Here is a 24047-nt window from a genome sequence, read left to right as displayed (position 1 = left end):
AGAAGCAAATTTAAGCAATACTTATTTATTTTAGTTCAGTAGGTGTGAACAAAATAGTATCTTGCATGTAGTTTATGCAACAACAAAACCAAAATATAGAAATACACGAAACTGCTTTTGTTATCTCAACATTCAGGTCATTAAATGAAAACTTGAGTGGTGATATCTATGCTAAATTATGGAGCAACTCTAAAACAAATACTTGGTTAAAAGAGTATTTAGAAGAAGTTAGCTCAGAAGAAGTGTTAACCCATTGTTTACGTAATAGGTTTTTTCTGGAAGAAATAAAAAAAGCAAATCCAGAAGTACTTATAAATTTTGGGTGTGGTTTTAGCATGTATCCTTTTTTATTAAATGAAAAAATAATTAATGTTGAAATAGATAAGTTTGAAGTAATAACTTATAAGAAACAAAAGATTAAAGAGTTTCAAGAAATAGGTGAATTGCCTAAACGAGAACTACATTTTATTGGGGTAGATTTTAGAGAAAGTTATCAAGAGAAGTTACTTCTACAACTAAAGAAGATAGTTAAAAATAGATCTTGTTTTATTTTAATAGAAGGCGTTTTGTTTTTTTTGACAAGAAAAGATACTGAGAATTTATTTTATTTTTTTTCTAAATTACAAATAAAAGGAGATTGCATAGGAAGTGCTTCTTTTCAAAATAGTTTAAAACAAACAAAAGCATTTCATAAACTTTTACAATTTTTTAATAAAAAGGTATCAAAAACTAAATCATCTGATTGGCAAACTATAGAAGATGAATTTTATTTAAAAATACCTAAATATAAATTGAGTAACCATCAGGATTATTTTAGTTTGTCAGAAAAATATAAGAACAAAGTCAATTTAGATAAAGATTTAATTTTAAACGAGAACTTTTACATTTTAAAAAGAACAATATGATGAGATTTATTCATTCAGTTAGACTTTTTTTTGAAAGAAACGGATTTTATGTGTCTTCAAGACTAGCAGATAGGTTGGGAATGCGAGCAGTAAATGTTAGGCTATTTTTCATATACATATCTTTTGTAACTGTAGGTTTATCCTTTGGTTTGTATTTAACATTAGCTTTTTTATTAAGGTTAAAAGATATGATTTATACCAAACGTAGTTCTGTTTTTGATTTATAATGATGAATAGACTGTTTAAATCTCGTTTGTATAAGGCATTAATGTTAATGTTATTAGTGTTAATAATAGGGGTAATTGGTTTTATGATGATAGCTGATTACAACTTTATCGATGCTTTGTATATGACAGTGATAACAGTTACTACTGTTGGGTTTGGAGAAGTCAAGCCCTTTGATGCTTATGATAAGATGTTCTCTATTTTTCTACTCTTATCAAGTATTTCTATCTTTGGTTATGCCATTTCTATATTTTCAGAATATTTAGTAAGTGGTGAATTTTTTAAACAAATAAAACAAAAAAGAGTGCAGAAGAAAATTGAAGATTTACAAAAGCATACTATAGTCTGTGGTTTCGGGAGAAACGGTAAACAAGCCATAGTCAAGTTGAGGAATTATAAGCAAAAGTTTGTAGTGGTTGAAAAAAACAAAGAGCTTATAAAAAAAATGGACGAAGAAGGGATACTGAATATTGAAGGAGATGCAACAAGTGATGAGACTTTAATAAGAGCTGGAATATTTAATGCAAATAGCTTAATTACTGCCTTGCCTTCTGATGCAGATAACTTATTTGTGGTGTTAACAGCAAAACAGTTGAGTAATAAATGTAAAATAATAAGTAGAGCATCCAAAGAAACTACTGTAAATAAATTAAAAATAGCAGGAGCAGATAATGTAATTATGCCAGATAAGTTAGGTGGAGCGCATATGGCTACTTTAGTGGTGACACCCGATGTTATTGAATTTGTTGATCAGTTAACAATTGAAGGAGAAACGACAGCTAATTTGGAAGAAGTATCAGTGAATAATTTACCTGATATATATGTTGGTAAAACAATTTTAGATTTAGATCTTAGAAAAAAAACAGGTTGTACGGTTATTGGTTTCAAGACATTAGAACAAGAGTATGTGATCAATCCAGAAGCTTCAACTATTTTAACTAAAGATTCTAATTTAATTGTATTAGGAAAACCTGAACAAATAAACAAATTAAGACAATTGTTTTAATTTAAAAATATAAAAATTGCTAATTATAAGAAGTGAAAAATATTCATTAAAAAATAATCATGCTTGTTTTAAAAAGGACTTTTAACGTATAAAAGTTGGGAAAACTTCAATTTTTTAAGATATTGCGGGCTACTAATTCAAAAAAGACTATTAACTTATATTTATATTATGAAGAAAAAACTTCTATCACTATTAATGTTACTAATTCCAATGCTGACTTTTGCCCAAGAAAAAGGGTTAGCTGAAAAAATTAATGAGGGCTTTAAACCAGTAGCAGATGCATGGGGAGGTATTGTGTTTTATCCAATAAATCTAGGAGGTGGGGTTGAAATGCCTTTAGTAATCATTATGCTTTTATTAGCAGGGTTAATATTTACGATAATATTCAAGTTTGTAAATGTTAGATTGTTTCCTGTTTCAATAAATATTGTAAGAGGTAAATATGACGATGTAGATCATGCTACTTCTGGAGTTATGGCAGGCGATCCAACACCAGGAGGAGATGCTATTGAAACTATTAGAGTTGAAGGAGAGGAAGGAGAGGTTTCACATTTTCAAGCTTTAACAGCTGCTTTATCAGGAACGGTAGGTTTAGGTAATATTGCAGGTGTTGCTGTAGCTCTGTCATTAGGAGGGCCTGGAGCTACTTTTTGGATGATTGTGGCTGGCTTAGTAGGGATGTCTTCAAAGTTTGTGGAATGTACATTAGGTGTAAAGTATAGAGATGTTGGTGAAGATGGAACAGTTTATGGAGGGCCAATGTATTATCTTAAAAAAGGATTAACAGATGTTGGTAAAAGCGGATTAGGTAAAGTTTTAGCGGCTGTTTTTGCAGTAATGGTTGTAGGTGGTTCTTTTGGAGGAGGGAATATGTTTCAAGCAAACCAAGCAGCTCAGCAATTTACAACTATGATTGGGTCTAGTTCTTTATCTTCAGCACTTGTTTTCGGTTTAATAATGTCAGCCTTAGTTGCAGTTGTAATAATTGGAGGTATTAAAAGAATAGGTAACATAACTGAGAAAATAGTGCCTTTTATGGTTGGGATTTATTTTATAGCAGCAATGATAATATTAATAGCTAATATATCTCAAATAGGATCAGCTTTTGGACAGATAATTGATGGGGCGTTTAATGCAAAAGGAATATCTGGTGGGCTTTTAGGTGTATTGATTATTGGTTTTCAAAGAGCTGCTTTTTCAAATGAAGCAGGAGTAGGTTCAGCAGCAATAGCACATTCTGCGGTAAAAACTAAATACCCTGCATCAGAAGGGTTAGTTGCATTGTTAGAGCCTTTTATCGATACTGTTGTAGTTTGTACAATGACTGCTTTAGTTATTATAATAACAAATGGGAATGGTGATATAATGACTTATGGAGTTAAGTCTCCTGATGGAGTTTTAGCTACTTCTAAGGCATTTGCTTCAGTTTTACCTTGGTTTCCGTATGTACTGACAATTGCAGTAGTGTTATTTGCATTTTCAACAATGTTATCGTGGTCTTATTATGGTTTACAAGGATGGATGTTTTTATTTGGAAGATCTAAAGCTTCTGATTATGCATATAAAATCTTATTTTGTTTATTTGTTATAATAGGTTCAGTAGCTAGTTTAGGGGCGGTTACTGATTTTTCAGATGCAATGATTTTTGCAATGGCTGTGCCTAATGTAATAGGATTATTTTTCTTATTCCCTAAGGTAAAAGAAGAGCTGTCAAAATATTTGAAAGCAATAGGAGTTTTGAAAGTATAAAATTTTAAAAATGAAAATATTTAAACCTCATTTCTGGTATACTAAAAGCCAAAGAAATGGGGTTTTCTTTTTGGGTACGATTATTGTTTTCTTGCAAGCAATATATATGTTTGTTGATTTTTCAAATGAACCAGAAGTTGATACAGCAGAGGAGAGTCATTATATAGCAATAGTCGATAGTTTAAAAAAAAATAAAAAAAGAAGTGGTAAATTTGTAATCAAACCTTTTAACCCAAATTATATCTCAGATTTTAAAGGGTATAAATTAGGAATGAATGTTGATCAAATCGATAGGCTTCATATACATAGAAAAAGGAATAAGTATATAAATTCTGTAGAAGACTTTCAAAGAGTAACAGGGGTTTCTGATTCTTTACTGAATATTATAAGTCCTTATTTTAAGTTTCCTGATTGGGTGGTTGAAAGAAATAGAAAAAGAAATAAAGTAAGGAAAAATAAAAAGATTAAATCTATAGAATACAAAGAAGGTAAGAGAAAGGTTTTAAAAGATATTAATTCAGTTAGTTCTTATGACTTATCACAAGAGTTAGATTTGGATATCGAGTTAGCTAATCGAATAATCAAGTATAGAGAAAAAATTAAAGGGTATACGTTTGAATCGCAATTAGGTGAGGTTTTTGGAATGACAAAAAAACAAAGTAATGAAATATTAACAGTTTTTAAGATTCTTCAAAAGCCTAAAATTAATAGATTAAATGTTAATACCGTATCTTTTAAACAGCTTTTAAAAATACCTTATGTAGATTATGAATTGTGTAAGAGTATATTGGATTATAAAGAGGAAGTTGCTGAGATTCAGGATATATCAGAAATAAAAAACATAACAGGCTTCCCAATGAGTAAATACGATAGAATAGTATTATATTTGGAAGCAAAATAAACAAAACAACAACTAATTTAATAAATACCGATGAATAGTATGTACTTTACTGAAGAGCATGAGGCTTTTCGTCAAAGTTTTAAGGACTTCTTGCAAAAAGAAGTAGTTCCACACATAGAAAAATGGGAAAAGGATGGAGCAGTTGAAAGATTCATATGGAAGAAGTTTGGAGAAATGGGATATTTTGGGCTGAATCAGCCTGAAGAATATGGAGGATTAGGTTTAGATCTTTTTTATACGGTTATATTTTTGGAGGAATTGCAAAAAATAAACTCAGGTGGATTTGCTGCTAATATGTGGGCACATGCTTATTTAGCAATGACACATCTTAATAAAGAAGGAGATGATCGTATTAAAAAAGAATATTTAGCTCCGAGTATTGATGGAGAAAAGATTGGTTGTTTGTGTATTACAGAACCATTTGGAGGGAGTGATGTAGCAGGAATGAGAACAACAGCTGTCAAAGATGGGGATCATTATGTTTTAAATGGTTCTAAAACGTTTATAACTAATGGTGTGTACTCAGATTATTTGGTCGTAGCAGCAAAAACAAATTCTGAAGAGAAACATCGTGGGATGAGTATTTTTGTTATTGATAGAGATAGTAAAGGAGTGTCTTCTACAAAGCTAGATAAATTAGGTTGGAGAGCTTCAGATACTGCAGAGATAGCTTTTGATAATGTTATTGTGCCTAAAGAAAATTTAATGGGAGAAGAAGGAATGGGGTTCTCTTATATAATGCAACATTTTGCATTAGAAAGACTTGTAATGGGAATTAATGCACATGCTAGAGCTGAATATGCTGTGAATTATGCTATTCAGTACATGGGAGAGAGAGAGGCTTTTGGTCAAAATCTTAATAAGTTTCAGGCATTAAGACATAAAGTTGCCGAAATGGCTAGTAAGGTTGATATGTGTAGAGAGTATAATTATTCAATAGCTAAACGTTTAAATGATGGGCAATATGTGGTCAAAGAGGCAAGCATGAGTAAGTTGTTGTCTACAAAAATGGCTGATGAAGTTATTTATGATGCATTACAGTTATTAGGAGGTTATGGTTATATGGAAGAGTATCCAATGGCAAGACTTTTAAGGGATAGTCGTTTAGGACCTATTGGAGGTGGAACTTCAGAGATTTTGAAAGAAATAATAGCTAAAATGGTAATTGATAAAAAAGAATATAAACCAGCTACATAGTTTTAAATCTGTAAATTGGAAAGTATAAAAAGAGTGTCTATTAAATTAAACACTCTTTTTTTGTTATAACTAAAAATGAATTCTATACATAACCATGGCTAGGAATTTTTGTTGATAGTTTTTCGAAATATTTCCAGTGTTGGGGTCAAATTCTCTGGAGTAAGTATTTTTATGATTAGTAGCGTTAATAAAATCAATTCCAAGTTCTTCTGAATAATTATCTTTATTTCTTTGTAATGAAATTCTAAAATCTAATCTGAAATAATCTTCCTCTCGAGTAGTGTAAATTTTTTCATCATCATAAATAGTTCTGTTTTTTAAAATAGATTGTTTAAGGTCTATGTGTTTTTTTCTTGAGCCTCCAGAGTAATTAATGGTAGTATTAAAATTTGCAGATATATTTTTATCTATTTTATGCTGATATCCGCCTAAACCTTTAAAGGAATAGTTAGAAGCAAAGGCGGTACTTCTTTCTATCTTATCGCTGCCTCTGTACTTTGAATCAAAAATAGAAGCATTAAGCTTAGCATACCATTTTTTATATAGAAATCTCTCTATAGAAAAGTCTATACCGTAATTTTTTCCAGTTCCTTGATTAATAAGGTTTGTACGGTATACTGGAGCAAAAGCAGCTCCTGTATTGATAAGTGAAAAATTAGAAGGAGTTCTTTCTATAGGGATATTAAAAAGATAATGGTAATAGGTTTCTATATTCAAATGTAGGTTTCTGTTAAATTTATGTTTGTAGCCAATTACAAAGTGGTGGGATTTAATAAAGCTTAGATCTAAGTTAGTAAGTGCTGGTTTATCAATAATTATTTCATCAATTTGACCATTTGATAAGGCAAAATAATTAATAATTGGCGGTATTTTACTGTGTAGTCCGTAGCCTAAAGCTATCTTTTTATTTTTGGATAAATTGTAAGAGAAATTGATACGAGGTTCAATGCTAGACTGATTGTTTAATAAAATTTTCTGAAAATTAATTCCTAAGTTCATTTTAAAAGCTTTAGAAAAACGATGGTGCCACTGAGTATAAACCTTTAAATTATCCAATTTTCCATTTGTAATATCTATCGTTTTAATAAAACCAATAGTATCCACTAATGTATTAGTAGTTAAATCTAACCTTTTATAATTTATAGCCGCACTATCAATATAAGAAGCATATTGTCTTTGAAAAGTTATTCCAGATTTAAAAATGTTTCTTCTGTTTATTTTGTTATTATAACTTAATGAGAAGTTAAGCTTATCATCTTTATTTTTAGACCTAAAAAAAGGTTTAGTTTTTTTGGGTGTTGAATTAGTAGCGGTTTTAACTGAATCAATCTTTGTAATAATTTCACTTGTAGAATAAGAAATATTGTAGTTTAAATAAGAATTATCGTTTAGTAAGTGTTTGTAATTAGCACCTATAATGCCTAAATTAGATTCGTTATATAAATCTCTTTCTTTTGATAAACTATATTGCTCAGCATCATCAGGTAATTTTTCAGCTAAAAAGTTAATATTGCTTAAGCCGCCTATTCCAAAAACAGAAAGATTATTTTTCTTTAAAGGAAAATTTAATTTAAAAGTTAAATCCTGATAGTTAGGAACAGCCTCTTTAGTTTCTTCAGGGTTTATTTTATCAAGTAAACTCAATACAGAGTATCTATAGGATAAAAGAAATGAACCATCATACTTTTCATTAAAAGGACCTTCAATCATTGCTTCAACACCATTATAACCTATTTGTCCAGTTAATTCATATTTATTCTTATTACCATTTCTTAAGTTGAGGTCAAAAACGCCAGAAAAAGCATTTCCGTATTCAGCTGGAAATGCACTAATAAAAAAATCTGAGTTTTGTAATGTATTGTTATTTATAATGCTAACACTTCCTCCAGTGGTTCCTGTAGAAGCATAGTGATTAGGGTTGTTTACTTCTACACCATCTATGCGCCATAATACTCCTATAGGAGAGTTACCTCTTATGATTATATCATTTCTGGCATCACCAGCGGTTGTTATACCCGAAAAATTAAGAGCCATTCTAGCTGGGTCTCCAAAAGTGCCGGCATATTTTTCGGTTTCTTTTACAGAGAATGACTGAGCACTTAAGGAAGTGAAGTTGTTGATTGTTTTATTTTTTGAATGGGAGGTAATAACTATTTCATTTAAAATGTCAGAAGCTTCTTCCATAAGTATGTTGATGTTTAATTGTTTTCCTGATGTTAAGGTTAGTTTTTCTACAGTTACAGGAGTATAACCTATTATTGTAAAACTTAATGTGTAGTTGCCAGGAGTGAGATTATTTAGTTCAAACTCACCTTTGTTATTAGTTACTGTCCCAATCTTAGATTTCTTATTGATAACTTCTATAGCAACATTATATAATGGGATAGAGCTATATTTATCAGTTACAATTCCTTTAATTGTTTGAGTTGTTTGTGCCTGAGTAAAATTGAAAAAAAAGAAGAAAAGAAAAAACTGTATTGAAAAATACCTAGCCATAATTTAGATGTTTTATTTATGGCCAAATCTAAAAAGTCAAATTATTAAAAAAGTTACCATTTGGTAACAAATGACTAGCGTACTTTTTTTCGTATTCTGCTTAAACTTTGTGGGGTAATTCCCAAATAAGAAGCAATATGTTTTTGATGTATTCTTTTTAAAACTTCAGGATTAGTTTCAAGTAAATTCATATATTTTTCTTCAGCAGTCATCGTCATCATTTCAATTTGCTGTTGCTGTTTTTCTATATTAGAATGTAGTTCGCCAGTATGAAACAATAGAGCCCCAATCTGCATCTTTTTTAATTCATCAATATTGGATTTACTTATACGTAATAGTTTTGAGTTTTCTAGAGCAACAATTTCTACAGGGGAAGCTTTACCCGTAAATAAAGAAGAGTTGTCTCCAAAAAAACAATTTTCTAAATAAAGGTCAGTACAAACAAAGTAATTTTTTTTGAAAACAAAAAAACCGCATGCCCCTTCTAGTAAAAAATACCCAAATTTTGAAACGGTATTTACTTCTTTAATTTTTTGATTTTTTTTAAACGTAATCTCTTCACACAAATCCGAAAAATACTCCCAAATAGTTATAGGGGCATTATAATAAGGGTCAAAAGCTTTCTTTAAAATAGAGGCATACATACGCTATGATTTTGATTATATTTAAGTTAATATTAAAAAAAAAATATAATTTAAAATTGAGTTTAATAATTAATTTGTAAATTTGCAGTCCCAAAAAAACAATTAACTTTTAAAAATATAAAAAGTAAGTGAAAGGAGGTGCAAAAATATGTTAATTATTCCAGTTAAGGAAGGAGAGAATATTGATAGAGCATTAAAGCGTTATAAACGTAAATTTGATCGTACTAAAACAATGAGGCAATTGCGTGGTAGAAAGCAGTTTACTAAACCCTCTGTAGCAAAAAGAGCTCAAAAAATTAAAGCAGCTTATGTACAAAGATTAAGAACTCAAGAAGAAGTAGGATAGAGAATTTTTAGTCTTTATTAAGATAATTAGGTCTCGCATTGTATATACAATGCGAGATTTTTTTTGTAAAATGGGGTAATTTTAAATTAGATAGAATGCTAATAGAAGCGTTTTTAGAATATTTAGAGGTTGAAAAAAAATATTCAAAACATACAGTTACAGCTTATAAAAAAGATTTAGAGTCTTTTGAAGAGTTTTGTGTGAAAACTTTTGATGAAGAAAGTTTAGTTGGAGTGCATTATAACCAAATAAGAACATGGATTGTTAATTTAGTAGAGAAAGGAGTAACAAACAGAACTATAAATAGAAAAATTAGCTCTTTGAAAACATTTTATAATTTTTTACAAAAAATTGAAGAAATAAAAATGAATCCTTTAGCAAAACATAAATCTTTAAAAGTTCAAAAAAAAGTTAGTGTGCCTTTTACAAAAGAAGAAGTAAAGGCAGTTATTGATTTATTAAATGAAGGAGTTGGTTTTGAGTTTGTTAGGGATAGGTTAATAGTGGAATTGTTGTATGCAACAGGGATAAGAAGGGCGGAGTTAATAGCTATAAGAGAAAAGGATATTGATTTGGCGAGAGGAGTTATTAAGGTTTTGGGGAAAAGAAATAAAGAACGATTAATTGTTTTATTACCTCTGGTACAAAAATCTTTAGAGCGTTATTTGATAGAGAAAAAAAACTTAAAAGAAGCAGATAGAGAATACCTGTTAGTATCTAAAAAGGGAGTTAAAATATATGAAACACTTGTTTATCGGATAATAAATTCGTATTTTAGTAGAGTGTCAACAAAGGCGAAAAAAAGTCCTCATATACTAAGACACGCGTTTGCGACGCATATGTTAAATAATGGAGCGTCGCTAAATTCGGTTAAAGAATTGCTAGGGCATTCAAGTTTAGCCTCTACCCAAGTCTATACTCATAATAGCTTGGAGGAAATCAAAAGAGTGTTTAATAAGACTCACCCTAGGGAGTCAGACTAAAAATTGGAAGATTATGAAGGTATTTACACAATCTATTAACTTCAATGCAGATCAAAAATTGATAAATTATATTGAAAAGAAGGTTGGAAACTTGGAAAAGTTTCATGACAAGATTGTTGATGTGGAAGTTTTTTTAAAAGTGCAAAAAACAAGTGAAAAAGAAAATAAAGTTACTGAAGTTAAAATTAATATACCTGGAAATGAATTAATGGTAAAAAAACAGTGCAAAACCTTTGAAGAGGGTGTGAGTATCAGTGTGGAATCACTAAAAAGGCAGTTGCGTAAATCGAAAGAAAAATCAAGAACAATATTAGCTTTGTAAAAAATAATTAGAAAAAGTTTTAAAAATCAAAAATTACTTTTTACATTTGCAGTCCGTTAGAAATAGCGGGCTGTTTTTTATAGCAGTAAAAAGCCGATATAGCTCAGCTGGCTAGAGCAGCTGATTTGTAATCAGCAGGTCGTGGGTTCGAGTCCCTCTATCGGCTCAAGTTCATTAAAATATTTAAAAGTTTTTCGGGGAGATTCCAGAGCGGCCAAATGGGACGGACTGTAACTCCGTTGTCTTTCGACTTCGCAGGTTCGAATCCTGCTCTCCCCACTAATAACTTTTTTAAATTTAAAAGCGGGAGTAGCTCAGTTGGTAGAGCGTCAGCCTTCCAAGCTGAATGTCGCCGGTTCGAACCCGGTCTCCCGCTCTAAAAATTTCCAAGCCGGTGTAGCTCAGTTGGTAGAGCGCATCCTTGGTAGGGATGAGGTCACGGGTTCAAATCCCGTCATTGGCTCTTTTTAGAGTTTTTTTAAAAAGTTTTAAAGTAACACTAAATATATTTAACTAAGAATTAAAATTAATAATCATGGCAAAAGGAACTTATGATCGTTCGAAACCACACTTAAATGTAGGTACTATCGGTCACGTAGATCACGGTAAAACTACTTTAACTGCAGCAATCACTAAAGTTTTAGCTGATGCAGGATATTCTGAGCAAAGAGCTTTTGATCAAATTGATAATGCTCCAGAAGAAAAAGAAAGAGGTATCACAATTAACTCTTCTCACGTAGAGTATGCAACAGCAAACCGTCACTATGCACACGTTGACTGTCCTGGTCACGCGGATTATGTAAAGAACATGGTAACTGGAGCTGCGCAAATGGATGGTGCTATCTTAGTAGTTGCTGCTACTGATGGTCCAATGCCTCAAACTCGTGAGCACATCTTATTAGGTCGTCAGGTAGGTATTCCTCGTATCGTTGTTTTCTTAAACAAAGTTGATATGGTTGATGATGAGGAGTTATTAGAGTTAGTAGAAATGGAAGTAAGAGATTTATTATCTTTCTATGAGTATGATGGAGATAATGGTCCTGTTGTAATGGGTTCTGCTTTAGGTGCTTTAAATGGTGAGCAAAAGTGGGTTGATACAGTTTTAGAATTAATGGAAGCTGTTGATACTTGGATTGAAGAGCCACCAAGAGATACTGAAAAGGATTTCTTAATGCCAATTGAGGATGTATTCTCTATTACAGGTCGTGGTACTGTAGCAACTGGACGTATCGAAACTGGTATTATTAACTCTGGAGATCCTGTAGATATTATTGGTATGGGAACTGAGAAGTTAACTTCTACAGTAACTGGTATCGAGATGTTCCGTCAAATTTTAGATAGAGGAGAAGCTGGAGATAATGCAGGTATCTTATTAAGAGGTATTGATAAAACTGATATCAAGAGAGGAATGGTAATCTGTAAGCCAGGTTCTGTAACTCCACACGCTAAGTTTAAAGCTGAGGTATATATCTTGAAGAAAGAAGAAGGTGGTCGTCACACTCCTTTCCACAATAACTACCGTCCACAGTTTTACGTACGTACAACTGATGTAACTGGTAACATTGGTTTACCTGATGGTGTAGAAATGGTTATGCCAGGTGATAACTTAACAATTACTGTTGATTTAATCCAGCCAATCGCATTAAACGTAGGTTTACAGTTCGCTATCCGTGAAGGAGGTAGAACAGTTGGAGCTGGTCAGGTAACTGAAATTTTAGACTAATTACAAGTTTAATATAAAGCATATGGAGTCTCTTTTATAGAGAGACTCCATTAAAATGAAAAACGGGTTTAGCTCAGTTGGTAGAGCACTGGTCTCCAAAACCAGGTGTCGGGAGTTCGAGTCTCTCAACCCGTGCAAATTTAAAGCGAGTTGTAGTTGTTTTACTGCAACTCGTTAAAAGGATAAAAACACATGAATAACTTTATACAATACATCAAGGATTCTTTTGAAGAATTAAACACAAATATGACTTGGGTGTCTCGTGAAGAAGCTCAAAAGTCAACAGTAGTAGTAGCAGCTTTTACTATTGCTTTTGCATTAGTTGTAGCAGCTATTGATAAAGTTTTTCAAACAGGATTAGATAACTTCTTTAAAATGTTTTAATGATGGCTGATTCGGTGATGAAGTGGTACGTAGTTAGGGCTATCGGTGGACAAGAAAATAAAGTAAAAACTTATATCGAGACTGAAATAGCTCGTCATGGTTTATCTGATTTTGTTAACCAAGTTATTGTTCCTACAGAAAAAGTTATTCAGGTAAGAAATGGGAAAAAAATAAACAGAGAACGCGTTTATTTTCCAGGATATGTCATGGTAGAAGCTAATTTAGCAGGGGAAGTACCACACGTAATAAAGGCTGTAACTGGGGTTATTGGTTTTTTAGGTGAGACTAAAGGAGGAGACCCGGTACCAATGAGAAAGTCTGAGGTTAATAGAATGTTAGGTAAGGTTGATGAATTATCTGTAAAAGATGAGAATGTAGTTATACCTTACAGTGTTGGAGAGACAGTTAAGGTTATTGATGGGCCATTTAATGGTTTTGACGGAACTGTTGAGAATGTAAATGAAGAAAAACGTAAATTAGAAGTAATGGTGAAGATATTCGGAAGGAAGACACCGTTAGAGTTAAATTACATGCAAGTAGAGAAAATATAATTGTTACATCTATATTTTAATGTGTTTGAGCTTCCAAATTAAACACATTTTTAAATCTTAAACAATGGCAAAAGAAGTTAGTAAATTAGTAAAACTACAAGTTAGGGGAGGTGCTGCGAATCCATCGCCACCAGTTGGACCCGCTTTAGGTGCTGCCGGTGTTAATATCATGGAGTTCTGTAAGCAGTTTAATGCTCGTACACAGGACAAGCAAGGTAAAGTATTACCTGTTGTGATAACAGTTTATAAAGACAAATCGTTTGAATTTGTTGTAAAAACACCACCAGCTGCGGTGCAATTATTAGAAGCGGCCAAAATTAAGAAAGGTTCAGGAGAACCTAATAGAAAAAAAGTAGCAAGTGTTACTTGGGATCAGGTAAGAACTATTGCAGAGGACAAAATGGCGGATTTAAACGCTTTTAAAGTGGAGTCTGCAATGAGAATGATTGCTGGTACTGCTCGCTCAATGGGATTAACAGTTACAGGTGATGCTCCTGAATAAACTTAAAAGCAATTTAGAACATGGCAAGATTGACTAAAAAACAAAAAGAAGCTCGTGCTAAAATTGATAGCTCTAAAGTTTATAATTTAAGTGAAGCATCAGCTTTAGTAAAGGAAATTACAAACGTAAAATTTGATGCATCGGTAGATTTAGCTATCCGTTTAGGAGTAGATCCTCGTAAAGCTAATCAAATGGTACGTGGAGTAGTAACTTTACCACACGGAACTGGTAAGGATGTAAAAGTATTAGCATTAGTTACTCCAGATAAAGAGGCAGAAGCTCAAGCAGCAGGTGCTGATTATGTAGGGTTAGATGAATACCTTCAAAAAATCAAAGGAGGATGGACTGATGTTGATGTTATAATTACTATGCCAAGTGTTATGGGTAAATTAGGACCTTTAGGACGTATTTTAGGACCAAGAGGATTAATGCCTAACCCAAAAACAGGTACGGTAACTATGGATGTTGCAAAAGCAGTAAAAGAAGTAAAGGCTGGTAAGATTGACTTTAAAGTTGATAAAACTGGTATTGTACACGCTGCTATAGCTAAGGCATCTTTTGACGCTGATAAAATTGCAGAAAATGCAAATGAGTTAGTACAAACAATTTTAAAATTAAAGCCAACAGCAGCTAAAGGTACTTATATTAAGAGTATATTTATGTCTTCAACTATGAGTCCTAGTGTTGCAGTAGATGTTAAAACAGTATCATAAGGCAGTTAAAACTTTTTAATTATGACTAGAGAGGAAAAATCACAAGTAATACAAGATTTAACAGCACAGTTAGCAGATACTAATACAATCTATTTAGCAGATATATCTGGGTTAGATGCTATAACTACATCTAACTTACGTAGAGCTTGTTTTAAAGCTAACGTACAATTGGCTGTTGTGAAGAATACATTGTTAGCAAAAGCAATGGAAGCTTCTGATAAAGATTTTGCTGAATTAGCAGATGTATTAAAAGGTAATACATCAATGTTAATTGCTGAAGCATCAAATGCACCAGCAAAAGTTATTAAAGAGTTCAGAAAAAAATCTGATAAACCTTTATTAAAAGGTGCTTATGTTGAAGAAGCGGTTTATGTTGGAGATGACCAATTAGACGCTCTTGTTAACATTAAGTCTAGAGAAGAACTTATTGGAGATATTATTGGATTATTACAATCACCTGCTAAGAATGTTGTTTCAGCACTTCAGTCTGGTGGAGGTAAGTTATCAGGTATCTTAAAAACATTATCAGAAAAATAATTAAGCGCACTAATAAACTAAATAATAAAATTTTCAAAAAACAATTAAAATGGCAGATTTAAAAGATTTCGCAGAACAATTAGTTAACTTAACAGTAAAAGAAGTTAATGAATTAGCTGATATTTTAAAAGATGAATATGGTATTGAGCCAGCAGCAGCTGCAGTAGCAGTAGCAGGACCAGCAGGTGGAGCTGGAGGAGATGCAGCAGAAGAGAAAACTGAATTTGACGTTATCTTAAAAGCAGCAGGAGGTTCTAAATTAGCAGTTGTTAAATTAGTTAAAGAATTAACTGGTTTAGGATTAAAAGATGCTAAAGCAATCGTAGATAGCGCTCCAGCACCAGTTAAGGAAGGAGTTGCTAAAGATGAGGCTGAAGGTCTTAAAAAGTCTTTAGAAGAGGCTGGAGCTGAAGTAGAGCTTAAGTAATAATTATTCCCGATTAATCGGGAATAAACAATAAAGGTTTAGGTACTAGGAACTAAAGTTCTTAGTCCTAAACCATTTTGTGTATATATTCGTTCTTTTTATAATATCGCGTTTTGTGATATTTACGACAATAATTAACTGATGAATAAACGTCAGTTGTTGCAATAAAATTGCATTGCTGAAACATAAAGTTTCATTTTAAAATATTTTTAATTTAAAAATAGTATCTCTTTTGGCAACGATAAACACTACTGAAAGAATTAACTTCGCATCATCTAAATTAGGAGCTGACTATCCAGATTTCTTAGATATTCAGGTGAAATCTTTCCAGGATTTCTTCCAACTTCAAACTAAGGCTGATCAGCGAGGTAATGAAGGTTTGTATAAAACTTTCATGGACAACTTTCCGATTACAGACACACGTAATCAATTTGTATTAGAATTTTTAGACTATTTTGTAGATCCACCAAGATACAGCATCCAAGAATGTATTGAAAGAGGGTTAACTTATAGTGTACCTCTAAAAGCGCGTTTAAAATTATACTGTACAGACCCAGAACATGAAGATTTTGAGACTATAGTACAGGATGTTTATTTAGGTACAATTCCTTATATGACCAACTCTGGTACCTTTATTATTAATGGAGCGGAGCGTGTTGTGGTATCACAATTACACCGTTCACCAGGGGTGTTCTTTGGTCAATCTTTCCATGCTAATGGAACTAAGTTATACTCAGCTAGAGTTATTCCTTTTAAAGGGTCGTGGATAGAATTTGCCACAGATATCAATCAGGTAATGTATGCCTATATTGATAGAAAGAAAAAATTACCAGTAACTACGTTATTCAGAGCCATAGGTTTTGAAAGAGATAAAGATATTTTAGAGATTTTTGATTTAGCTGAAGAAGTAAAAGTTTCTAAGGCTGGATTAAAAAAAGTATTAGGTAGAAAATTAGCGGCAAGAGTTTTAAAAACATGGCATGAAGATTTCGTTGATGAAGATACAGGAGAAGTTGTATCTATTGAGCGTAATGAAATTATTTTCGACCGTGATACTATTTTAGAAAAAGAGCATATTGATGAAATAATTGAAGCTGGAGCTAAGACTATCTTACTACATAAGGAAGATAATCTTCAAGCTGATTACGCAATTATTCATAATACATTACAGAAAGATCCTACAAACTCAGAAAAAGAGGCTGTAGAACATATATATAGACAATTACGTAATGCTGAACCGCCAGATGAGGAAACTGCAAGAGGAATTATTGAAAAATTATTCTTTTCAGAGCAGCGCTATAGTTTAGGTGAAGTTGGACGTTTTAGAATGAATACAAAACTTGGTTTAGATGAAGATTTAGATCAAAAAGTATTAACTAAAACAGATATTATTACGATAATTAAGTACCTTATTGAGTTAATAAACTCTAAGGCTGAAGTAGATGATATTGATCACTTATCTAACCGTCGTGTTAGAACAGTTGGTGAGCAATTAGCAGGACAATTTGGTGTAGGTTTAGCTCGTATGGCTCGTACTATTCGTGAAAGAATGAATGTGCGTGACAATGAGGTTTTTACGCCTATTGACTTAATTAACGCTAAGACTTTATCGTCTGTTATTAATTCATTTTTCGGTACAAACCAGTTGTCTCAGTTTATGGATCAAACCAATCCATTAGCAGAGATAACCCATAAACGTCGTTTATCAGCTTTAGGACCTGGAGGTTTATCTCGTGAAAGAGCTGGTTTCGAGGTTCGTGATGTTCACTATACTCACTATGGACGTTTATGTCCTATTGAAACACCTGAAGGACCAAACATTGGATTAATTTCTTCTTTAGCAGTATTTGCTAAGGTTAATAATCTAGGTTTTATAGAAACTCCATATAAAAAAGTAGATGGTGGAGTTGTTTCAATAGAAGAGCCAATTTATCTTTCTGCTGAAGAAGAAGAAGGAATGAAAATAGCTCAATCTAACTTACCAGTTAATGAAGATGGTACTTTTGGAACAGATAGAGTTATTGCTCGTGAAGAAGGTGATTTTCCAGTTGAAACACCAGAGGCTATCAATTATATGGACGTTGCTCCAAACCAGATAGCTTCAATCTCAGCATCGTTAATTCCTTTCTTAGAGCATGATGACGCAAACCGTGCCTTAATGGGATCAAACATGATGCGTCAAGCTGTACCATTATTACGTCCTGAATCTCCAATTGTAGGAACTGGATTAGAAAGAAGAGTAGCTAAAGATTCTCGTATTTTAATAAATGCAGAAGGTAATGGAGTTGTTGAATATGTAGATGCAAATAAAATAATAATTAAGTATGATAGAACTGAAGAAGAGCGAATGGTAAGCTTTGATCCAGATGAAAAATCATACGACTTAATTAAGTTTAGAAAAACTAACCAAGGTACTAACATTAACTTAAAGCCAATTGTAAGAAGAGGTGATAGAGTTGAAGAAGGACAAGTACTTTGTGAAGGATATGCTACTCAACAAGGAGAACTTGCTTTAGGAAGAAATATGAAAGTTGCTTTCATGCCTTGGAAAGGATATAACTTCGAGGATGCAATTGTAATTTCTGAAAAAGTAGTTCGGGAAGATATCTTTACTTCTATACATATAGATGAATATTCATTAGATGTTAGAGATACTAAGTTAGGAGCTGAAGAATTAACAAATGACATTCCAAATGTTTCTGAAGAGGCAACTAAAGACCTTGATGAAAATGGAATGATTCGTATTGGAGCTGAAGTAAAACCTGGAGATATTTTAATAGGTAAAATAACCCCAAAAGGAGAGTCAGATCCAACACCAGAAGAGAAATTATTACGTGCTATCTTTGGAGATAAAGCAGGAGATGTAAAAGACGCATCATTAAAAGCTTCTCCTTCATTAAGAGGTGTGGTAATAGATAAAAAGTTATTTAAACGTGCAGTTAAAGATAAAAACAAGAGAGCTCGTGACAAAGAAGCAATTGCTACTTTAGAAGCATCTTACGTTTCTAGATTTGATGGTTTAAAAGATAACTTAGTTGATAAATTATTTAATTTAGTAACAGGTAAAACTTCACAAGGAGTTTATAACGATTTAGGAGAAGAAGTATTGCCTAAAGGTAAGAAGTTTACTCAAAAAATGTTAAACTCTGTTGAAGATTTCACACACTTAAGTGGAACTTGGACAACTGATAAAGAGTTAAATGCTTTAGTAGTTGAACTTGTACATAACTATAAAATTAAGGTTAATGACCTTCAAGGTAGTTTACGTCGTGAAAAGTTTACTATTTCTGTTGGTGATGAATTACCAGCAGGAATCTTAAAATTAGCTAAAATATACGTAGCTAAGAAACGTAAATTAAAGGTAGGTGATAAAATGGCTGGACGTCATGGTAACAAAGGTATTGTTGCAAGAATCGTACGTCAAGAAGATATGCCATTCTTAGAAGATGGAACACCAGTTGATATTGTATTAAATCCATTAGGGGTACCATCACGTATGAACATTGGTCAGATTTATGAAACTGTTCTTGGATGGGCAGGTCAAAAATTACACCAAAAATATGCAACTCCTATTTTTGATGGAGCGAATATTAATGAGATAAACGCTTTAACAGATGAAGCAGGAATCCCTCGCTATGGCCATACTTATTTATATGATGGAGGAACAGGAAAACGATTTGATCAACCTGCAACAGTTGGAGTAATTTATATGATTAAGTTAGGTCACATGATTGAAGATAAGATGCATGCTCGTTCAATTGGTCCTTACTCATTAATTACACAACAACCATTAGGAGGTAAAGCTCAATTTGGAGGTCAGCGTTTCGGAGAAATGGAAGTTTGGGCACTTGAAGCATATGGTGCTTCAAGTATCTTAAGAGAAATTCTAACTGTAAAATCCGATGATGTATTAGGTAGAGCAAAAACTTACGAGTCAATCGTTAAGGGTGAAGCAATGCCAGAACCAGGTTTACCAGAATCATTTAACGTATTAATGCACGAACTTAAAGGTTTAGGATTAGACGTTAGATTAGAAGAATAATCACAGTGAAATGTCTCAGAGTTTATACTCTGAGGCAAATCATTTTTTCAATAGCGGTCTTTTAAAGGCTATTTTCAATTATAATTCGAATCCATTATTATGGCAAGAAAAAACGAAAAATACACTGTTAAGAAGTTTAACAAAATAACAATTGGTTTATCTTCTCCAGAAGCAATCTTAGAAGCTTCTAAAGGAGAGGTGTTAAAGCCAGAAACTATTAACTATCGTACACATAAACCAGAGCGTGACGGATTATTCTGTGAGCGTATCTTTGGACCTGTAAAAGATTACGAGTGTGCGTGTGGTAAATATAAAAGAATCCGATATAAAGGAATCGTTTGTGACCGATGTGGTGTTGAAGTTACTGAGAAAAAAGTACGTAGAGATAGAGTAGGTCATATTAACTTAGTAGTACCAGTTGCTCATATTTGGTACTTTAGATCATTACCTAACAAAATGGGATACCTTTTAGGGTTACCATCTAAGAAGTTAGATATGATAATTTACTATGAGCGTTATGTAGTAATTCAACCAGGTATTGCTAAAAACTCAGAAGGAGAACCATTGCAAAAAATGGACTTTTTAACTGAGGAAGAATACTTGGATATAGCAGATGAACTTCCACAAGACAATCAATACTTAGAGGATACAGACCCTAATAAGTTTATTGCTAAAATGGGAGCTGAGTGTTTAATTGATTTATTAGAAAGAATTGATTTAGACTCTTTGTCATATGAACTACGTCACAAGGCCAACACTGAAACTTCTAAACAACGTAAGAATGAAGCATTAAAGCGCTTAAATGTTGTTGAAGCATTCAGAGAATCTCAAAAAAATAGAGAGAATAAACCAGAGTGGATGATAATGAAAGTGGTACCGGTAATTCCACCAGAATTACGTCCATTAGTACCATTAGATGGAGGTCGTTTTGCTACTTCAGATTTAAATGATCTTTATCGTCGTGTAATTATCCGTAACAATCGTTTAAAGCGATTAATGGAAATAAAGGCCCCTGAAGTAATTTTACGTAATGAAAAGCGTATGTTACAAGAGTCGGTAGATTCATTATTTGATAATACACGTAAGGCATCTGCAGTAAAAACGGAATCTAATAGACCATTAAAATCATTATCTGATAGTTTAAAAGGTAAGCAAGGACGCTTCCGTCAAAACTTACTAGGTAAGCGTGTTGATTATTCTGCTCGTTCTGTAATTGTTGTAGGACCTGAGTTAAAATTATACGAATGTGGATTGCCAAAAGATATGGCAGCTGAATTATACAAGCCTTTTGTTATTCGTAAGTTAATAGAAAGAGGAATTGTTAAAACAGTAAAATCTGCAAAGAAAATTATAGATAGAAAAGAGCCTGTTGTTTGGGATATTTTAGAAAACGTAATTAAAGGACATCCAGTTTTATTAAACCGTGCTCCTACGTTACACCGTTTAGGTATCCAAGCTTTCCAGCCTAAATTAATTGAAGGAAAAGCAATTCGTTTACACCCATTAGTATGTACGGCATTTAACGCCGATTTTGATGGGGATCAAATGGCGGTTCACTTACCTTTAGGTCCAGAGGCAATTTTAGAAGCTCAATTATTAATGTTAGCTTCTCACAATATCTTAAACCCTGCAAATGGTGCGCCAATTACAGTACCATCTCAGGATATGGTATTAGGTTTATACTATATGACTAAGGAGCGTAAGTCTACGCCTGAAGTGCCTATTAAAGGAGAAGGATTAACGTTCTATTCACCAGAAGAGGTTACGATAGCTTATAATGAAGAAAGAGTAGACTTAAATGCTGGAATTAAAGTAAGAACTAAAGATTTAAACGAAAATAAAGAGTTAGTAACTAAAGTTATTGAAACTACTGTTGGTAGAGTATTATTTAATGAAGTAGTACCTGAACAAGCTGGTTACATTAATGAGGTATTAACTAAAAAATCGTTAAGAGGTATTATTGGTGGAATTCTTAAAGTAACTGACATACCTGCGGTAGGTAAGTTCTTAGATTCTATCAAGGATATGGGATATAAGTTTGCATTCCAAGGAGGTTTATCATTCTCATTAGGAGATATTATTATTCCTGCTGAAAAACATGATATGATTGCTGAAGCTAATAAAGAGGTTGATGGAATTATCATGAACTATAACATGGGTATGTTAACGCAAAAAGAACGTTATAATCAGGTAATTGATATTTGGGGTAGAACCAACAATCAATTAACTGAACTATCTATGAAACGTTTACGTGAAGACCAGCAAGGATTTAATTCAGTATTTATGATGTTAGATTCTGGAGCACGTGGATCTAAAGAACAGATTCGTCAGTTAACTGGTATGCGTGGTCTGATGGCAAAACCAAAGAAATCTACAGCTGGAGGTGGAGAAATTATTGAAAACCCAATTCTTTCTAACTTTAAGGAAGGGTTATCAATTTTAGAATACTTTATCTCAACACACGGTGCACGTAAAGGATTAGCGGATACGGCATTAAAAACGGCTGATGCTGGATACTTAACACGTCGTTTAGTTGATGTTTCTCAGGATGTAATTGTAAATGAAGATGACTGTGGAACATTAAGAGGTTTAGAAATTACTCCATTAAAGAAAAATGATGAAATAGTAGAACCTATTAGTGAAAGAATTGCTGGACGTACTGCTTTATACGATGTATATGCTCCAGGTACTGACGATATTCTTGTAGCAGCAGGTGGGTTAATAACACCTAAATTAGCGGATGTTATTGAAGAAGCTGGTTTAGATAGAGTAGAAGTTCGTTCTCCATTAACATGTGAATCTAATAGAGGTATTTGTGCTAAGTGTTACGGACAAAGTTTATCTACTGGTAAAAAAGTTCAAATTGGTGAAGCAGTAGGAGTAATTGCAGCACAATCAATTGGAGAGCCAGGTACACAGTTAACATTACGTACATTCCACGTTGGAGGGGTTGCAGGGAACATCTCTGAGGAAAATAAATTAATAACTAAGTTTGAAGGTAATGTTACTTTTGATGATTTAAGAACCGTTAAAGGTAAAGATAATTCAGGTGAAGAAGTTGATATTGTAATTTCTCGTACAGCTGAATTAAAGATTACTGATAAGAAAACTGGTATTACTTTAAGTACAAATAACATCCCTTATGGATCAATTATTTTTGATAAAGAACGTTCTGAAATTAAAAAAGGAGATGTAGTTTGTCAGTGGGATCCATTTAATGGAGTTATTGTTTCTGAATTTGGAGGAAAAGTTAAGTTTGATAACTTAGAGCAAGGAATTAACTACTCTGTAGAAATTGATGAACAAACAGGTTTCCAAGAAAAAGTAATTACAGATTCTAAGAATAAAAAGATTATTGCCTCATTAATTATTGAAGATGCTGATGGTAATGCTTTGCGTTCATATAGTTTACCAGTAGGTGCACATTTAATGGTGAGTGATGGAGATAAAGTTGAGTCTGGTCATACGCTAGTAAAGATTCCTCGTAAGTCTGGTAAAGCAGGGGATATTACAGGAGGTTTACCACGTGTAACGGAATTATTTGAAGCACGTAATCCTTCTAACCCAGCGGTTGTAGCTCAAATAGATGGAGTTGTTTCATTTGGTAAAATAAAGAGAGGTAACCGTGAAATTATTATTGAGTCTAAAACAGGTGAGATTAAGAAATACTTAATTAAGTTATCGAATCAAATCTTAGTTCAAGAAAATGACTTTATTAAAGCAGGTATGCCTTTATCTGATGGAGCAATTACTCCAGTAGATATTTTAAATATTAAAGGACCTTCAGCTGTTCAAGAATACTTAGTAAATGAAATTCAAGAAGTATATCGTTTACAAGGGGTAAAAATTAACGATAAGCATTTTGAGGTAGTAGTACGTCAAATGATGCGTAAAGTTAGAATTATAGACTCAGGTGATACATTATTCTTAGAGAATCAATTAGTTCATAAAAACGATTTCATCAAACAAAACGATGATATTTTTGGAATGAAAATAGTTGAAAATTCAGGAGATTCTGATAACTTAAAAGAAGGACAAATGATTTCTGCTCGTCAATTAAGAGATGAAAATTCTATTTTAAGAAGAGCAGATAAGGAGTTAGTAATTGCGCGTGATGCAGAACCAGCAACAGCTGAGCAAGTGTTGCAAGGAATTACTAGAGCATCTTTACAGACTAAGTCATTTATTTCTGCAGCATCGTTCCAGGAAACTACTAAGGTATTAAATGAAGCTGCCGTAAATGGTAAGATTGATACTTTAGAAGGATTAAAAGAAAATGTAATTGTTGGTAAGAGAATTCCAGCAGGAACAGGAATGAGATTCTATGAGAAACAAATTGTAGGACCTAAAGATGAAATAGAAAGTAGTTTATAAAAATTACGACTAATAATATA

General features: G+C 32.6%; 20 protein-coding genes and 5 tRNA genes. 23 read left to right on the top strand and 2 right to left on the bottom strand.

From position 1 onward, the window contains the following. The first annotated feature begins 74 nt into the window (after positions 1-74). The 6 genes from ABNT65_RS10805 to ABNT65_RS10780 all read left to right on the top strand — a co-directional run bounded on the left by ABNT65_RS10805 (position 75) and on the right by ABNT65_RS10780 (position 5983). The gene (locus ABNT65_RS10805; RefSeq protein ID WP_348702401.1) at positions 75-905 is read left to right on the top strand and encodes a class I SAM-dependent methyltransferase; all 831 of its coding nucleotides are present in this window, start codon (positions 75-77) and stop codon (positions 903-905) included. Beyond that, positions 902-1132 (top strand): PspC domain-containing protein, encoded by a 231-nt coding sequence (locus ABNT65_RS10800; protein WP_348702403.1) that lies wholly within the window; start codon positions 902-904, stop codon positions 1130-1132. Before ABNT65_RS10805 ends, ABNT65_RS10800 begins: the two co-directional genes overlap by 4 nt. A gap of 2 nt (positions 1133-1134) precedes the next feature. After that, positions 1135-2136, top strand: a complete 1002-nt coding sequence (locus ABNT65_RS10795; protein ID WP_348747827.1) for a potassium channel protein — start codon at positions 1135-1137, stop codon at positions 2134-2136. A 168-nt stretch (positions 2137-2304) separates the two neighbouring features. Beyond that, a complete protein-coding gene (locus tag ABNT65_RS10790; protein WP_348745836.1) occupies positions 2305-3885 on the top strand; it encodes an alanine/glycine:cation symporter family protein in 1581 nt (526 codons plus the stop codon). Between the two features lie 10 nt (positions 3886-3895). Further along, a complete protein-coding gene (locus tag ABNT65_RS10785; RefSeq protein ID WP_348745835.1) occupies positions 3896-4786 on the top strand; it encodes a helix-hairpin-helix domain-containing protein in 891 nt (296 codons plus the stop codon). 30 nt (positions 4787-4816) lie between these two features. Next, positions 4817-5983 (top strand): acyl-CoA dehydrogenase family protein, encoded by a 1167-nt coding sequence (locus tag ABNT65_RS10780; protein WP_348702407.1) that lies wholly within the window; start codon positions 4817-4819, stop codon positions 5981-5983. 69 nt (positions 5984-6052) lie between these two features. Here the strand turns inward: ABNT65_RS10780 and ABNT65_RS10775 are convergent, their stop codons facing one another. Together ABNT65_RS10775 and ABNT65_RS10770 are read right to left on the bottom strand one after the other, a co-directional pair. Then, positions 6053-8479, bottom strand: a complete 2427-nt coding sequence (locus ABNT65_RS10775; protein WP_348745834.1) for a TonB-dependent receptor — start codon at positions 8477-8479, stop codon at positions 6053-6055. A gap of 74 nt (positions 8480-8553) precedes the next feature. After that, the gene (locus ABNT65_RS10770; RefSeq protein WP_348702410.1) at positions 8554-9123 is read right to left on the bottom strand and encodes a Crp/Fnr family transcriptional regulator; all 570 of its coding nucleotides are present in this window, start codon (positions 9121-9123) and stop codon (positions 8554-8556) included. Positions 9124-9271: 148 nt separating this feature from the next. Between ABNT65_RS10770 and rpsU the strand changes: the two genes are divergently transcribed. The 17 genes from rpsU to rpoC all read left to right on the top strand — a co-directional run bounded on the left by rpsU (position 9272) and on the right by rpoC (position 24027). Continuing rightward, entirely contained in the window at positions 9272-9469 is a 198-nt protein-coding gene (rpsU, locus tag ABNT65_RS10765; RefSeq protein WP_348702411.1) for a 30S ribosomal protein S21, read from the top strand. Between the two features lie 95 nt (positions 9470-9564). Beyond that, positions 9565-10452 carry a tyrosine-type recombinase/integrase gene (locus ABNT65_RS10760; RefSeq protein ID WP_348745833.1) on the top strand — a complete coding sequence of 296 codons (888 nt, stop codon included), beginning with the start codon at positions 9565-9567 and terminating at the stop codon, positions 10450-10452. Positions 10453-10465: 13 nt separating this feature from the next. Next, positions 10466-10774 (top strand): ribosome hibernation-promoting factor, HPF/YfiA family, encoded by a 309-nt coding sequence (hpf, locus tag ABNT65_RS10755; RefSeq protein ID WP_348702415.1) that lies wholly within the window; start codon positions 10466-10468, stop codon positions 10772-10774. Positions 10775-10866: 92 nt separating this feature from the next. Next, positions 10867-10940 (top strand) — tRNA-Thr (locus ABNT65_RS10750). Positions 10941-10970: 30 nt separating this feature from the next. After that, a tRNA-Tyr gene (locus ABNT65_RS10745) sits at positions 10971-11053 on the top strand. Between the two features lie 24 nt (positions 11054-11077). Next, positions 11078-11150, top strand: a tRNA-Gly gene (locus tag ABNT65_RS10740). 14 nt (positions 11151-11164) lie between these two features. Next, a tRNA-Thr gene (locus tag ABNT65_RS10735) sits at positions 11165-11237 on the top strand. A 72-nt stretch (positions 11238-11309) separates the two neighbouring features. Further along, positions 11310-12497, top strand: a complete 1188-nt coding sequence (tuf, locus tag ABNT65_RS10730) for an elongation factor Tu (protein WP_348702416.1) — start codon at positions 11310-11312, stop codon at positions 12495-12497. A gap of 62 nt (positions 12498-12559) precedes the next feature. Further along, positions 12560-12632 (top strand) — tRNA-Trp (locus ABNT65_RS10725). A 57-nt stretch (positions 12633-12689) separates the two neighbouring features. Beyond that, entirely contained in the window at positions 12690-12881 is a 192-nt protein-coding gene (secE, locus tag ABNT65_RS10720) for a preprotein translocase subunit SecE (RefSeq protein ID WP_348702418.1), read from the top strand. Between the two features lie 2 nt (positions 12882-12883). Continuing rightward, positions 12884-13432: a transcription termination/antitermination protein NusG gene (nusG, locus tag ABNT65_RS10715; protein ID WP_348702466.1), complete on the top strand. Its 549-nt coding sequence runs from the start codon at positions 12884-12886 to the stop codon at positions 13430-13432. Positions 13433-13496: 64 nt separating this feature from the next. Next, positions 13497-13934 (top strand): 50S ribosomal protein L11, encoded by a 438-nt coding sequence (gene rplK / locus ABNT65_RS10710; RefSeq protein ID WP_348702419.1) that lies wholly within the window; start codon positions 13497-13499, stop codon positions 13932-13934. Positions 13935-13954: 20 nt separating this feature from the next. Continuing rightward, complete coding sequence (gene rplA / locus ABNT65_RS10705) at positions 13955-14647, top strand: 50S ribosomal protein L1 (protein WP_348702420.1); 693 nt, start codon at positions 13955-13957, stop codon at positions 14645-14647. A gap of 21 nt (positions 14648-14668) precedes the next feature. Then, a complete protein-coding gene (rplJ, locus tag ABNT65_RS10700; protein ID WP_348702422.1) occupies positions 14669-15184 on the top strand; it encodes a 50S ribosomal protein L10 in 516 nt (171 codons plus the stop codon). Positions 15185-15233: 49 nt separating this feature from the next. Beyond that, positions 15234-15611, top strand: coding sequence for a 50S ribosomal protein L7/L12 (rplL, locus tag ABNT65_RS10695; protein WP_348702424.1), 378 nt, complete (start codon positions 15234-15236; stop codon positions 15609-15611). Positions 15612-15843: 232 nt separating this feature from the next. Continuing rightward, positions 15844-19653 (top strand): DNA-directed RNA polymerase subunit beta, encoded by a 3810-nt coding sequence (rpoB, locus tag ABNT65_RS10690; RefSeq protein ID WP_348745832.1) that lies wholly within the window; start codon positions 15844-15846, stop codon positions 19651-19653. 99 nt (positions 19654-19752) lie between these two features. Next, on the top strand, positions 19753-24027 hold the full coding sequence (gene rpoC / locus ABNT65_RS10685) for a DNA-directed RNA polymerase subunit beta' (RefSeq protein WP_348737850.1): 4275 nt from the start codon (positions 19753-19755) through the stop codon (positions 24025-24027). Positions 24028-24047: the final 20 nt, after the last annotated feature.

Source organism: Tenacibaculum sp. 190524A02b (assembly GCF_964036645.1).
Classification (GTDB): Bacteria; Bacteroidota; Bacteroidia; order Flavobacteriales; family Flavobacteriaceae; genus Polaribacter; species Polaribacter vairaonense.
The sequence above is the reverse complement of the archived record's forward strand: the minus strand, read 5'-3'. Positions and strand labels throughout refer to the sequence as shown.